General features: G+C 55.4%; 14 protein-coding genes. All 14 read left to right on the forward strand.

All coding sequences use genetic code 11. From position 1 onward, the window contains the following. Nucleotides 1-3: 3 nt before the first annotated feature. The 14 genes from CHB79_RS12095 to glmS all read left to right on the forward strand — a co-directional run bounded on the left by CHB79_RS12095 (nucleotide 4) and on the right by glmS (nucleotide 13,256). Nucleotides 4-792 carry a ParA family protein gene (locus tag CHB79_RS12095; RefSeq protein WP_010487884.1) on the forward strand — a complete coding sequence of 263 codons (789 nt, stop codon included), beginning with the start codon at nucleotides 4-6 and terminating at the stop codon, nucleotides 790-792. An 11-nt stretch (nucleotides 793-803) separates the two neighbouring features. Continuing rightward, nucleotides 804-1,676: a ParB/RepB/Spo0J family partition protein gene (locus CHB79_RS12100; RefSeq protein WP_010487881.1), complete on the forward strand. Its 873-nt coding sequence runs from the start codon at nucleotides 804-806 to the stop codon at nucleotides 1,674-1,676. Between the two features lie 158 nt (nucleotides 1,677-1,834). Further along, the gene (locus tag CHB79_RS12105; protein WP_089360103.1) at nucleotides 1,835-2,242 is read left to right on the forward strand and encodes a F0F1 ATP synthase subunit I; all 408 of its coding nucleotides are present in this window, start codon (nucleotides 1,835-1,837) and stop codon (nucleotides 2,240-2,242) included. A gap of 16 nt (nucleotides 2,243-2,258) precedes the next feature. Further along, a complete protein-coding gene (atpB, locus tag CHB79_RS12110; protein WP_010487878.1) occupies nucleotides 2,259-3,128 on the forward strand; it encodes a F0F1 ATP synthase subunit A in 870 nt (289 codons plus the stop codon). Between the two features lie 137 nt (nucleotides 3,129-3,265). Continuing rightward, nucleotides 3,266-3,523 carry a F0F1 ATP synthase subunit C gene (gene atpE / locus CHB79_RS12115; RefSeq protein WP_003097235.1) on the forward strand — a complete coding sequence of 86 codons (258 nt, stop codon included), beginning with the start codon at nucleotides 3,266-3,268 and terminating at the stop codon, nucleotides 3,521-3,523. Between the two features lie 57 nt (nucleotides 3,524-3,580). Continuing rightward, on the forward strand, nucleotides 3,581-4,051 hold the full coding sequence (locus CHB79_RS12120) for a F0F1 ATP synthase subunit B (RefSeq protein ID WP_010487844.1): 471 nt from the start codon (nucleotides 3,581-3,583) through the stop codon (nucleotides 4,049-4,051). A gap of 14 nt (nucleotides 4,052-4,065) precedes the next feature. After that, on the forward strand, nucleotides 4,066-4,602 hold the full coding sequence (locus tag CHB79_RS12125) for a F0F1 ATP synthase subunit delta (protein WP_010487843.1): 537 nt from the start codon (nucleotides 4,066-4,068) through the stop codon (nucleotides 4,600-4,602). 21 nt (nucleotides 4,603-4,623) lie between these two features. Continuing rightward, on the forward strand, nucleotides 4,624-6,168 hold the full coding sequence (gene atpA / locus CHB79_RS12130; RefSeq protein WP_089360104.1) for a F0F1 ATP synthase subunit alpha: 1,545 nt from the start codon (nucleotides 4,624-4,626) through the stop codon (nucleotides 6,166-6,168). Nucleotides 6,169-6,218: 50 nt separating this feature from the next. Next, nucleotides 6,219-7,079 carry a F0F1 ATP synthase subunit gamma gene (gene atpG, locus CHB79_RS12135; protein ID WP_010487840.1) on the forward strand — a complete coding sequence of 287 codons (861 nt, stop codon included), beginning with the start codon at nucleotides 6,219-6,221 and terminating at the stop codon, nucleotides 7,077-7,079. A gap of 30 nt (nucleotides 7,080-7,109) precedes the next feature. Next, nucleotides 7,110-8,486: a F0F1 ATP synthase subunit beta gene (gene atpD / locus CHB79_RS12140; RefSeq protein ID WP_089360105.1), complete on the forward strand. Its 1,377-nt coding sequence runs from the start codon at nucleotides 7,110-7,112 to the stop codon at nucleotides 8,484-8,486. 77 nt (nucleotides 8,487-8,563) lie between these two features. Further along, nucleotides 8,564-8,989 (forward strand): F0F1 ATP synthase subunit epsilon, encoded by a 426-nt coding sequence (locus CHB79_RS12145; RefSeq protein ID WP_010487835.1) that lies wholly within the window; start codon nucleotides 8,564-8,566, stop codon nucleotides 8,987-8,989. A 133-nt stretch (nucleotides 8,990-9,122) separates the two neighbouring features. Next, a complete protein-coding gene (gene glmU, locus CHB79_RS12150) occupies nucleotides 9,123-10,481 on the forward strand; it encodes a bifunctional UDP-N-acetylglucosamine diphosphorylase/glucosamine-1-phosphate N-acetyltransferase GlmU (protein WP_089360106.1) in 1,359 nt (452 codons plus the stop codon). A gap of 143 nt (nucleotides 10,482-10,624) precedes the next feature. After that, the gene (locus CHB79_RS12155) at nucleotides 10,625-11,395 is read left to right on the forward strand and encodes a DeoR/GlpR family DNA-binding transcription regulator (protein ID WP_089360107.1); all 771 of its coding nucleotides are present in this window, start codon (nucleotides 10,625-10,627) and stop codon (nucleotides 11,393-11,395) included. Between the two features lie 10 nt (nucleotides 11,396-11,405). Further along, nucleotides 11,406-13,256 (forward strand): glutamine--fructose-6-phosphate transaminase (isomerizing), encoded by a 1,851-nt coding sequence (glmS, locus tag CHB79_RS12160; RefSeq protein ID WP_089360108.1) that lies wholly within the window; start codon nucleotides 11,406-11,408, stop codon nucleotides 13,254-13,256. Nucleotides 13,257-13,442: the final 186 nt, after the last annotated feature.

Raw genomic sequence — 13,442 nt, forward strand, 5'->3', positions numbered from 1 at the left:
AGCATGGCAAAAGTATTCGCAATAGCTAACCAGAAAGGCGGCGTGGGCAAGACCACCACCTGCGTCAACCTGGCTGCCTCACTGGTCGCAACCAAGCGCCGTGTGCTGTTGATCGACCTGGACCCGCAGGGCAACGCAACCATGGGTAGCGGCGTCGACAAGCATGCGCTGGAACACTCGATCTACGATGTATTGATCGGCGAAAGCGATCTGGGCCAGGCCATGCAGTTCTCGGAGCATGGCGGTTATCAACTGCTGCCGGCCAACCGTGACCTGACGGCGGCTGAAGTTGGCTTGCTGGAAATGCAAATGAAGGAAAGTCGCCTGCTCAACGCATTGGCGCCGATCCGCGAAAATTACGATTACATCCTGATTGATTGCCCGCCGTCGCTGTCGATGCTTACGGTCAACGCTTTGGTCGCCTCCGATGGCGTGATCATTCCGATGCAGTGCGAGTACTATGCGCTCGAGGGCCTGAGTGATCTGGTTAACAGCATTCAGCGCATCGCCAAGCTACTCAATCCTTCACTGAAAATAGAAGGCCTGCTGCGCACCATGTATGACCCGCGCATCAGCCTGACCAACGATGTTTCCGCGCAACTCAAGGAACATTTTGGCGACCTGCTTTACCAAACTGTAATCCCGCGCAATGTGCGTTTAGCCGAAGCACCTAGCTACGGCATGCCTGCGTTGGTCTATGACAAGCAATCGCGGGGTGCCATCGCTTATTTGGCACTGGCCGGTGAATTGGTTCGCCGCCAGCGCTCACGCGCCCGAACTGTTACTGCATAAGGAATTTCTGCATGGCCGCCAAGAAACGAGGGCTAGGACGAGGCTTGGATGCGTTGCTGGGTGGCACCAGCGTCGACGCATTGCAGGAAGAAGCAGCAAAGGTTGATAGCAGCGAACTGCAATACCTGCCGCTTGACCTGGTCCAGCGTGGCAAATACCAGCCACGGCGCGATATGGATCCTGCGGCCCTTGAAGAACTTGCTCAATCGATCAAGTCGCACGGGGTCATGCAACCTATCGTGGTGCGTCCGGTCGACCAGGGGCGTTTTGAAATCGTGGCTGGTGAGCGTCGCTGGCGCGCCAGCCAGCAAGCAGGTCTCGATACCATTCCGGCAATGGTCCGTGAACTGGCCGATGAAGCTGCCATCGCCATGGCGTTGATCGAGAACATCCAGCGTGAAGACCTCAATCCGATTGAGGAGGCCATGGCTCTGCAGCGCTTGCAGCAAGAGTTCCAACTGACCCAGCAACAAGTGGCCGAGGCTGTGGGTAAGTCACGGGTGACCATTACCAACTTGCTGCGCTTGATTGCCTTGCCTGAAGAGATCAAGACATTGCTTTCCCATGGCGACCTGGAGATGGGCCATGCCCGTGCATTGCTGGGTTTACCGGCCGAGCAACAGGTTGAAGGGGCGCGACATGTTGTCGCACGTGGCCTGACCGTACGTCAGACCGAAGCCCTGGTTCGCCAGTGGTTAAGCCACAAAGAAGAGCCTAAAGCGGTAGCCAAGGTTGATCCTGATATCAGTCGCCTTGAACAGCGCCTCGCTGAGCGTCTAGGCTCTCCGGTGCAAATCAAGCATGGCCAGAAGGGCAAAGGCCAATTGGTGATCCGTTACAGCTCGCTCGATGAGCTGCAAGGTGTGCTCGCTCACATTCGCTGAAACAATTGAACATGTAGCACTAGTCGGAAATCACTACCTGACAGTTGAATGGGGGCGCATGCGCCCCTATACTCTGCGCGCATTTCGACGGCACAAACTATGCCAAGTTCTATTGGATTGGCGGTTGACGAAAAACGTCAGATTTCAGGAAAGCAATGATGGAAGTTCGCACGCCGAATCGCCTGCCATTCCATCGCCTACCGGTATTCCCGGTGCTTGTAGTCCAACTGATCGTTGTATTGATCGCGGCTGCGGTTCTTTGGCAGTGGCGGGGTAGCGTCTCCGGGTATTCCGGATTGTGCGGCGGCCTGATTGCATGGCTGCCGAATGTGTATTTTGCCCATAAGGCGTTCCGGTTTTCCGGTGCCAGGGCTGCTCAAGCCATAGTCCGGTCTTTTTATGCCGGTGAAGCGGGCAAATTAATTCTAACGGCAGTGCTGTTTGCACTGACGTTTGCAGGTGTGAAGCCATTGGATGCGCTGGCGGTCTTCGGCGTTTTCCTTCTGACCCAACTGGTCAACTGGTTTGCACCCCTGCTTACGAGAACAAGATTTTTGAGACCTTAGGGCGTTTGAGGCAAACATGGCAGAACAAACCGCTTCGGGCTATATCCAGCACCACTTGCAGAACCTGACTTTCGGGAAACTGCCTTCTGGTGACTGGGGTTTCGCTCACACAGCAGAACAAGCTAAAGAAATGGGCTTCTGGGCATTCCACGTGGATACCCTGGGTTGGTCCGTGGTTCTTGGTCTGGTTTTCATTCTAATTTTCCGCATGGCAGCAAAGCGTGCTACCAGCGGCCAGCCTAGCGGCTTGCAGAACTTCGTTGAAGTACTGATCGAGTTCGTCGACAGCAGTGTCAAAGACACCTTCCATGGCCGCAACATGCTGATCGCACCTTTGGCCTTGACCATCTTCGTCTGGATCTTCCTGATGAACCTGATGGACTTGGTTCCTGTGGATTTCCTGCCTGTTCTGGCGCAGAAAATCGCGGGTGACGAGCACATGTTCTTCCGTGTGGTACCTACCACCGATCCAAACGCGACACTGGGCATGGCCCTGTCGGTGTTTGCATTGATCATTTTCTACAGCATCAAGGTCAAGGGTATCGGCGGCTTCATTGGCGAACTGACCCTGCACCCATTCGGCAGCAAGAACATCCTGGTTCAGGCGCTGTTGATTCCGGTGAACTTCCTGCTTGAGTTCGTGACCCTTGTCGCCAAGCCAATCTCTCTGGCACTGCGTCTGTTCGGTAACATGTATGCCGGCGAACTGATCTTTATCCTGATTGCCGTGATGTTCGGCAGTGGCATGTTCTTGCTTAGCACCCTGGGCGTAGCCCTGAGCTGGGCGTGGGCCGTGTTCCACATTCTGATCATCACGTTGCAAGCGTTCATCTTCATGATGCTGACCATCGTCTACCTGTCGATGGCTCACGAAGACAACCACTAATAGCTATGCGCTCCGTTTGAAAGCGGGGCGCAACGCTGTCGGTGGACGCCCGTGAGGGCATGCTGGACAAACGATTTAGCTTTACCGCTTAACCTTAGAAACACTTAACCAATACGACATAAAAGTCGGGAGGAAAAATGGAAACTGTAGTTGGTTTAACTGCGATCGCTGTTGCTCTGCTAATCGGCCTGGGCGCCCTTGGTACTGCCATTGGTTTCGGCCTGCTGGGCGGCAAGTTCCTGGAAGGCGCTGCGCGTCAACCAGAAATGGTTCCTATGCTGCAAGTGAAAATGTTCATCGTCGCCGGTCTTCTCGACGCCGTGACCATGATCGGTGTTGGTATCGCACTGTTCTTCACCTTCGCGAACCCTTTCGTTGGTCAAATCGCAGGCTAATCACTCGTTTATTCGAGTGATACGGTGTGATAGACAACGAACGAGCGAGGTGTTGGCGTGAACATTAATGCAACCCTGATTGGCCAGGCCGTTGCCTTCTTCATCTTCGTGATGTTCTGCATGAAGTACGTATGGCCTCCGGTCATCACTGCTCTGCAAGAACGTCAAAAGAAGATCGCAGAAGGTCTGGACGCTGCCAACCGTGCAGCTCGTGATTTGGAGTTGGCCCAAGAAAAAGCGGGTCAGCAACTGCGCGAAGCTAAAACACAGGCAGCAGAAATTATTGAGCAAGCCAAGAAACGCGGTACCCAGATTGTCGACGAGGCCCGTGAACAGGCTCGCGTTGAAGCTGACCGTGTGAAGGCTCAGGCTCAGGCTGAGATCGAACAAGAAATCAACAGTGTCAAAGACGCGCTGCGTGCCCAAGTGGGTGCTCTGGCTGTCGGCGGTGCCGAGAAGATCTTGGGCGTTTCAATCGACCAAAACGCGCACGCGGAGCTGGTTTCTAAACTGGCAGCGGAAATTTAAGCGAGGGCGCGATCATGGCAGAATTGACCACGTTGGCCCGACCTTACGCTAAGGCTGCCTTCGAGTACGCCCAGGCTCATCAGCAACTGGCCAATTGGTCAGCCATGCTCGGCCTGGCTGCTGCGGTATCTGAAGACGATACCATCCAGCGCGTGCTCAAGGCCCCGCGTTTGACGAGTAAAGACAAGGCCACCACTTTTATTGAAGTGTGTGGTGACAAGTTTGACGCCCAAGTAGGCAATTTCATCCACGTATTGGCTGAAAACGATCGCCTGGCTTTGTTGCCGGAAATCGTTGCCCTGTTCGAGCTGTATAAAGCAGAGCAGGAAAAGTCGATTGACGTTGATGTCACCAGTGCTTTTGCGTTGAACGATGAACAGCAAGACAAACTCGCCAAGGTTCTCAGTGCACGGCTCGGTCGAGAAGTGCGTCTGCACGCCGCGGAGGATGCCAACCTTATAGGTGGTGTCATCATTCGCGCCGGCGACCTGGTTATCGATGGCTCAGTTCGCGGCAAAATCGCGAAGCTGGCCGAAGCATTGAAATCTTGAGTTTGAAGGGGCAGCAGAGCTATGCAGCAACTCAATCCTTCCGAAATAAGTGAAATCATCAAGGGACGTATCGAGAAACTCGACGTCTCTTCCCAAGCCCGTAACGAAGGCACTATCGTCAGCGTATCCGACGGTATCGTGCGTATTCACGGTCTCGCCGATGCTATGTACGGCGAAATGATCGAGTTCCCGGGTGGCGTCTACGGTATGGCACTGAACCTGGAGCAAGACTCCGTAGGTGCAGTCGTACTGGGTGCATACACCACGCTCGCAGAAGGCATGAGCGCGAAGTGCACCGGCCGTATCCTCGAAGTTCCGGTTGGTCCGGAGCTGCTGGGTCGTGTTGTTGACGCATTGGGTAATCCAATCGACGGTAAAGGCCCGCTGAACAACGTCGCTACCGACGCTGTTGAAAAGGTTGCACCGGGCGTGATCTGGCGTAAGTCGGTTGATCAGCCGGTACAGACTGGCTACAAGTCAGTCGATGCCATGATCCCGGTAGGCCGTGGCCAGCGTGAGCTGATCATTGGTGACCGTCAGATCGGTAAGACTGCTTTGGCAGTCGACGCCATCATCAACCAGAAAGACAGCGGCATTAAGTGTGTATACGTGGCAATCGGTCAGAAGCAATCGACCATCGCCAACGTGGTGCGCAAGCTGGAAGAAAACGGCGCCCTGGCCAACACCATCGTGGTGGCGGCTTCGGCTTCTGAATCCCCAGCGCTGCAGTACATTTCTGCCTACTCCGGTTGCACCATGGGTGAATACTTCCGTGACCGTGGTGAAGACGCGCTGATCGTTTATGACGATCTGTCCAAGCAAGCAGTGGCTTATCGTCAGATTTCCCTGTTGCTGCGCCGTCCACCAGGCCGTGAAGCATACCCAGGCGACGTGTTCTATCTCCACAGCCGTCTGCTGGAGCGTGCATCGCGCGTATCCGAAGAGTACGTCGAGAAGTTCACCAATGGTGCTGTGACTGGCAAAACCGGTTCCTTGACCGCGCTGCCAATCATTGAAACCCAGGCTGGCGACGTTTCTGCGTTCGTACCAACCAACGTGATTTCGATCACTGACGGTCAGATCTTCCTTGAGACCTCGATGTTCAACTCCGGTATCCGTCCAGCGGTCAACGCTGGTATCTCGGTATCCCGTGTAGGTGGCGCGGCTCAAACCAAGATCATCAAGAAGCTTTCCGGTGGTATCCGTACCGCTCTGGCTCAGTACCGTGAATTGGCGGCATTCGCCCAGTTCGCATCTGACCTGGACGAGGCTACTCGTAAGCAACTCGAGCATGGTGAGCGCGTTACTGAGCTGATGAAGCAGAAGCAATATGCACCAATGTCTATCGCAGACATGGCGCTGTCGCTGTACGCAGCTGAGCGTGGTTTCCTGCGGGATGTCGAAGTGGCCAAGATTGGCGCATTCGAGCAAGCCCTGATTGCTTACTTCAACCGTGATCACGCTGACTTGTTGGCGAAGATTAACGTGAAGGGTGACTTCAACGACGAAATCGACGCTGGCTTCAAAGCCGGTATCGAGAAGTTCAAAGCCACCCAAACCTGGTAAGCCGCAGCGAGGGCTTTACGGCCCTCGCTTGCTAACCTGATAGGTGTCAAATGGCAGGCGCAAAAGAGATTCGCAGCAAGATTGCGAGCATCAAAAGCACGCAGAAGATCACCAGCGCCATGGAGAAGGTGGCGGTAAGCAAAATGCGCAGAGCACAAATGCGCATGGCGTCTAGCCGTCCCTACGCGGAGCGTATCCGCCAGGTAATTGGTCATCTGGCCAACGCCAACCCGGAATACCGCCACCCGTTCATGATCGAGCGCGAAACAAAGCGTGTAGGTTATGTAGTGGTAAGCAGTGACCGTGGTCTGTGTGGTGGTCTGAACACCAACCTGTTCAAGGCTCTGGTCAAAGACATGGCGAGCAATCGCGAGCAAGGCGTAGAGATTGATCTTTGCGTCATTGGTAGCAAAGGTGCGGCGTTTTTCCGTAACTTTGGTGGCAATGTTGTTGCTGCGATCAGCCACCTGGGCGAAGAACCATCGATCAATGATCTGATTGGTAGCGTCAAGGTAATGCTCGATGCGTACCTCGAAGGTCGTATCGATCGTTTGTCCGTGGTCTCGAACAAGTTCATCAACACCATGACGCAACAGCCGACAGTGGAGCAGTTGATTCCATTGGTGGCGACTCCGGATCAAGAGCTCAAGCATCACTGGGACTACCTGTACGAACCCGACGCCAAAGAGCTTCTCGAAGGCTTGATGGTGCGTTACGTGGAGTCGCAGGTGTACCAGGCAGTGGTTGAGAACAACGCGGCTGAACAAGCTGCACGGATGATTGCAATGAAGAACGCCACCGACAACGCCGGTGATTTGATTGGCGATCTACAGCTGATCTATAACAAGGCGCGTCAGGCAGCAATTACCCAAGAGATTTCGGAAATCGTCGGCGGCGCTGCCGCGGTTTAAGAACGGTTCAAATATTCAGAGGAACCAAAGATGAGTAGCGGACGTATCGTTCAAATCATCGGCGCCGTTATCGACGTGGAATTCCCGCGTGATCATGTGCCGAGTGTTTATGAAGCGTTGAAAGTAGTCGGCGCTGAAACCACCCTCGAAGTTCAGCAGCAGCTGGGCGACGGCGTGGTTCGTACAATTGCAATGGGTTCGACCGAAGGCCTGAAACGTGGCCTGGACGTCGACAGCACAGGCACCAACATCCAGGTACCGGTTGGGGTTAAGACCCTTGGCCGTATCATGGACGTATTGGGCAACCCAATCGACGAAGCTGGCCCGATTGGCGAAGAAGAGCGTTGGGGCATTCACCGTCCTGCGCCAACTTACGCTGAACAAGCGGGCAGCAACGAACTGCTGGAAACAGGCATCAAGGTTATCGACCTGATCTGCCCGTTTGCCAAAGGCGGTAAGGTTGGTCTGTTCGGTGGTGCCGGTGTAGGTAAAACCGTAAACATGATGGAACTGATCCGTAACATCGCCATCGAGCACAGCGGTTATTCCGTGTTCGCCGGTGTGGGTGAGCGTACTCGTGAGGGTAACGACTTCTACCACGAGATGAAGGATTCCAACGTTCTCGACAAGGTAGCCCTGGTCTACGGTCAGATGAACGAGCCACCAGGTAACCGTCTGCGCGTAGCGTTGACCGGTCTGACCATGGCTGAGAAGTTCCGTGATGAAGGCCGTGATGTTCTGTTCTTCGTGGACAACATCTACCGTTACACCCTGGCCGGTACTGAAGTATCCGCACTGCTCGGCCGTATGCCGTCGGCAGTAGGTTATCAGCCGACCCTGGCCGAAGAGATGGGCGTTCTGCAAGAGCGTATTACTTCGACCAAGACCGGTTCGATTACTTCGATCCAGGCCGTATACGTACCTGCGGATGACTTGACCGACCCGTCCCCGGCGACCACCTTCGCCCACTTGGACGCAACTGTCGTATTGTCCCGTGACATCGCTTCCCTGGGTATCTACCCAGCTGTGGATCCGTTGGACTCCACCTCTCGCCAGCTCGATCCGCAGGTGATTGGTCAGGAGCACTACGACACCGCACGTGGCGTTCAGTACGTACTGCAGCGTTACAAAGAGCTGAAGGACATCATTGCCATTCTGGGTATGGACGAATTGTCCGAAGCCGATAAGCAGTTGGTATCCCGTGCTCGTAAGATTCAGCGTTTCCTGTCTCAGCCATTCTTCGTGGCCGAGGTCTTCACCGGTTCTCCAGGCAAATACGTTTCCCTGAAAGACACCATTGCAGGCTTTGGCGGCATCCTCAAGGGCGACTACGATCACTTGCCAGAGCAAGCGTTCTACATGGTCGGCAGCATTGAAGAAGCGGTCGAGAAAGCGAAGAAACTGTAATCACCCTATGCGCCTGGCAACAGGCGCATCAGGCTGTGGATAATACTTATCCACAGCTTGTGATCTGAGGCAAGGTTATGGCTATGACAGTCCATTGCGATATCGTCAGCGCAGAAGCGGAGATGTTTTCCGGACTGGTCGAGATGGTAATTGCGCACGGTAACTTGGGTGATATCGGTATCACTCCAGGCCACGCGCCTTTGCTGACTGACCTGAAGCCGGGTCCAATCCGTTTGATCAAGCAAGGCGGCGAAACCGAGGTGTTCTACATCTCTGGTGGCTTCCTTGAAGTGCAGCCAAACATGGTGAAGGTCCTGGCCGACACCGTGCAACGTGCTGCCGATCTTGACGAAGCGTCTGCTCAGGAAGCCGTCAAGGCTGCTGAGAAAGCGTTGAACGAGCAAGGCGCCGAGTTCGATTACGGCTCTGCTGCTGCTCGACTGGCCGAGGCTGCAGCTCAGCTGCGTACCGTCCAGCAATTGCGTAAGAAGTTCGGCGGCTAATCACGGCAGTCAGACTTTTTTGCAGCTAAGTAAAAGGGTAGCCTAGGCTACCCTTTTTCTTTGCTGCGCCAAAAAACTGCGCAATGCAGTGTATGGAAAGGAATTCCGTCTTTAACCAATGGTAGCTTTCGTTATGTCACTTGATATCGTCATTCTTGCAGCAGGTCAGGGCACACGCATGCGTTCAGCCTTGCCCAAGGTGCTGCACCCGGTTGCCGGCAAGTCGATGCTCGGTCATGTCATCGACATCGCTCGCGAACTCAAGCCACAAGGCATCCATGTGGTGATTGGCCATGGTGCCGATGCCGTGCGCGAACGCCTGGCTGCCGATGATCTGAATTTCGTGATGCAAGCCGAGCAACTGGGAACAGGTCACGCAGTTGCCCAGGCATTGTCTGCGTTGACCAGCGATCGGGTGTTGATTCTATATGGCGATGTCCCGCTGATCGAAAAAAGCACACTTGAGCGCCTGCTGCAAAAGGTTAACGACCAGCAGCTCGGTTTGCTGACTGTCACCCTGGATGACCCGACCGGCTATGGCCGGATCGTGCGTACCGCCGCAGGACAGGTCGAAGCCATAGTCGAGCATAAGGATGCCAGCGAAGCGCAGCGCCTGATCAACGAAGGCAACACCGGCATTCTTGCGGTGCCAGCGACCAAGCTCGGTGACTGGCTGGGGCGCCTGTCGAACAGCAACGCCCAGGGCGAATATTACCTGACTGACGTGATAGCCATGGCTGTAGCGGACGGTCTGGTGGTTGCGACCGAACAGCCGTTGGATGCCATGGAAGTGCAGGGCGCCAATGACCGCCGTCAACTGGCCGAACTTGAGCGTCACTACCAACTGCGTGCGGCGCGTGCGTTGATGGCGCAAGGCGTGACTCTGCGTGACCCGGCCCGCTTTGACCAGCGCGGTGAAGTCACTGTTGGTCGTGATGTGATGATCGACATAAACGTCATACTCGAAGGCAAAGTGCTGATTGAAGACAACGTCGAGATTGGTGCCAATTGCATCATCAAGAACAGCACGCTGCGCAAAGGCGCAATAGTCAAAGCCAACAGCCATCTTGAAGGCGCTGAAGTGGGTGAGGGAGCCGATTGCGGACCGTTCGCACGTTTGCGTCCAGGTGCTGTACTGGGCGCCAAGGCGCATGTGGGTAACTTTGTAGAGCTGAAGAATGCTGTGCTCGGCGAAGGCGCCAAGGCTGGCCATTTGAGCTACCTGGGCGACGCTGAAATCGGTGCGCGGACTAACATTGGTGCTGGCACCATCACTTGCAACTATGACGGCGTGAACAAACATCGCACTGTCATGGGTGAAGATGTATTTGTCGGCTCGAACACCTCACTGGTTGCGCCACTGAACCTGGGCGACCGGGTTACCACAGGAGCCGGCTCGGTTGTCACCAGCGACGTGCCTGTGGATAACCTGGCTGTGGGACGTGGTAAACAGCGCAACATCGAAGGCTGGAAGCGTCCAACCAAGAAATAGTGCTGTTAACGGCTATCTTTCGTTTGAGCTGTTGATAACTTTGAAAAGGCTGCCATTTGGCGGCCTTTTTACTGTTTTACTTGACCTTAAAGCTTCGTTAGGTTTTGATTTGCGCAATTAACTTTCGAATCGAAACTTAAAGCATGTCGAAACGCAACACCCCCCAACGTCGCCATTCAATACTTGCCTTGCTTACCGAGCAGGGCGAAGTCAGTGTGGACGAGCTGGCGAAGCGCTTTTCGACCTCTGAAGTCACCATCCGCAAGGACCTGGCCGCGCTTGAGAAAAACGGCCTGCTGCTGCGGCGCTATGGCGGAGCGGTGCAATTGCCGCAAGAGCTGATGGTCGACGTCAGCCAACCCATATCGAGCTATAAGCTGGCCATTGCCCGTGCTGGGGTCAGCTGCATTCGCGAGCATGCGCGGATCATCATCGACAGCGGCACCACCACTGCGGCGATGATCCCTGAACTGGGGCGCAAGCCCGGCTTGGTGGTCATGACCAATTCGCTCAACGTTGCCAATGCCCTGCGCGAGTTGGAAGACGAACCTGTGCTGTTGATGACGGGCGGCACCTGGGACCCGCATTCGGAGTCTTTCCAGGGCCAGGTTGCCGAACAGGTGCTGCGTTCATACGATTTCGACCAGCTGTTTATTGGCGCGGACGGTATTGATTTGGCGCGAGGCACGACAACATTCAATGAATTGCTGGGCTTGAGCCAAGTCATGGCCGAAGTTGCCCGTGAAGTGATTGTGATGGTTGAGAGCGACAAGATCGGTCGCAAGATCCCCAATCTCGAATTGCCTTGGGCACGTGTACATACCCTGATAACCGATGAGCGCCTGGACCAAGACGCTCGAACCCAATTGCAGTCGCGCGGAGTCAAGTTGATCTGCGCAAGCATAGAGTCTTAAGGAGCCAATTATGTGTGGAATCGTCGGAGCGGTAGCTGAACGCAATATCACCGCTGTACTGGTCGAGGGCCTCAAGCGCCTTGAATATCGCGGGTACGACAGCGCCGGTGTCGCCCTGCTCAACGAGGCGGGCGAGCTGGATCGCCGTCGCCGGGTTGGCAAGGTCAGCGAACTCGAAGCCGCGCTCAAGGCCGAGCCGCTTCCAGGACGGGTGGGTATCGCTCACACGCGCTGGGCAACCCATGGTGCACCGAGTGAGCGCAATGCGCACCCTCACTTCTCCGGGCATCAACTGGCGGTTGTGCACAACGGCATCATTGAAAACCACGATGCGCTACGTGATCAGCTCAAGAGCTTGGGCTACAGCTTCAGCTCCGACACCGATACAGAAGTGATAGTCCACCTGCTCGACCACACCCTGAAGAGTGAACCAGACCTCACCGCCGCGCTGAAAGTGGCGGTCAAGCAACTGCACGGTGCTTATGGCCTGGCGGTCATCAGCGCCAAGCAGCCTGACCGTATTGTCGCGGCCCGTAGTGGCAGCCCGTTGGTGATTGGCCTGGGACTTGGCGAGAACTTCCTGGCATCCGACCAACTGGCCCTGCGTCAGGTGACTGACCGTTTCATGTACCTGGAAGAAGGTGATATTGCGCAGATTTGCCGTGATGAAGTGCAGATCTGGGATATTGACGGCAAGGCGGTGAAGCGCGAACAGGTGCAATACCACGAAGGTGCGGAAGCGGCTGACAAAGGTGAATACCGCCACTTTATGCTCAAGGAAATCCACGAACAGCCATCCGTGGTTCAACGCACCCTGGAAGGCCGCTTGGCCGATGATCACGTCCTGGTGCAGGCGTTTGGCCCACAAGCAGCGGATATTTTCGCCAAGGTTAAAAATATCCAGATTGTTGCCTGTGGCACCAGCTATCACGCGGGTATGGTTGCACGTTACTGGCTCGAAGAACTGGCCGGTATTCCGTGCCAGATCGAAGTGGCCAGCGAGTTCCGCTACCGCAAGGTTGTGGTCCAGCCAGACACCTTGTTTGTCAGTATTTCGCAGTCTGGTGAAACCGCCGACACCCTGGCGGCGCTGCGCAATGCCAAGGATCTCACTCCTGAGCAAGGCGGCTACCTGGCCAGCCTGGCGATTTGTAACGTCGGTATCAGCTCGCTGGTTCGTGAGTCCGACCTGACCTTGTTGACCCTGGCCGGCCCGGAAATTGGTGTGGCTTCAACCAAGGCCTTCACCACGCAGTTGGTCGCGCTGATGTTACTGACCCTGGCCATGGGCCGTGTGCGAGGCACGCTTGATCCACAGCTTGAGGCAGAATTGGTTGCCGAGCTGCGTCGCCTGCCAACCCGCCTGGGTGAGGCATTGGCAATGGACGCCGTGGTTGAAAAGGTTTCCGAGCACTTTTCCGAGAAGCACCACACCCTGTTCCTGGGCCGCGGCGCGCAGTATCCGGTCGCGATGGAAGGCGCCTTGAAACTCAAGGAGATTTCATACATCCACGCCGAAGCCTACCCTGCAGGCGAGCTCAAGCACGGTCCATTGGCCTTGGTTGACGCGGATATGCCTGTGGTCACGGTCGCACCGAATAACGAGCTGTTGGAAAAGCTAAAGTCCAACCTGCAGGAAGTGCGCGCGCGCGGTGGCGAGTTGATTGTATTTGCCGATGAAAAAGCCGGTATGAGCAATGGCGAAGGCACCCACGTGGTCAACATGCCGCATATCCACGACGCACTTGCGCCGATTCTCTACACCATCCCGCTGCAACTGCTGTCGTACTACGTCGCCGTGCTCAAGGGCACAGATGTAGACCAGCCCCGCAACCTGGCCAAGTCCGTCACTGTCGAGTGACGGCTGTGGTTGGAAAAGATTGAAGCTCTCAGAGCTTTTCCATCTTAACTAGGGATTGTGGATAACTTGAGTTGTCCACAATCCCTGGCTTGTTCGCTCCAGGGTTAGCCAATAGATAAACTCGCCTTCATGTGTTGCCAATTGCTGTACTTGCGTCTTGAGACTTGCTGGTTTTGAAATAGGCTT

The sequence above is a fragment of the Pseudomonas segetis genome (assembly GCF_900188155.1).
GTDB classification, from domain to species: domain Bacteria; phylum Pseudomonadota; class Gammaproteobacteria; order Pseudomonadales; family Pseudomonadaceae; genus Aquipseudomonas; species Aquipseudomonas segetis.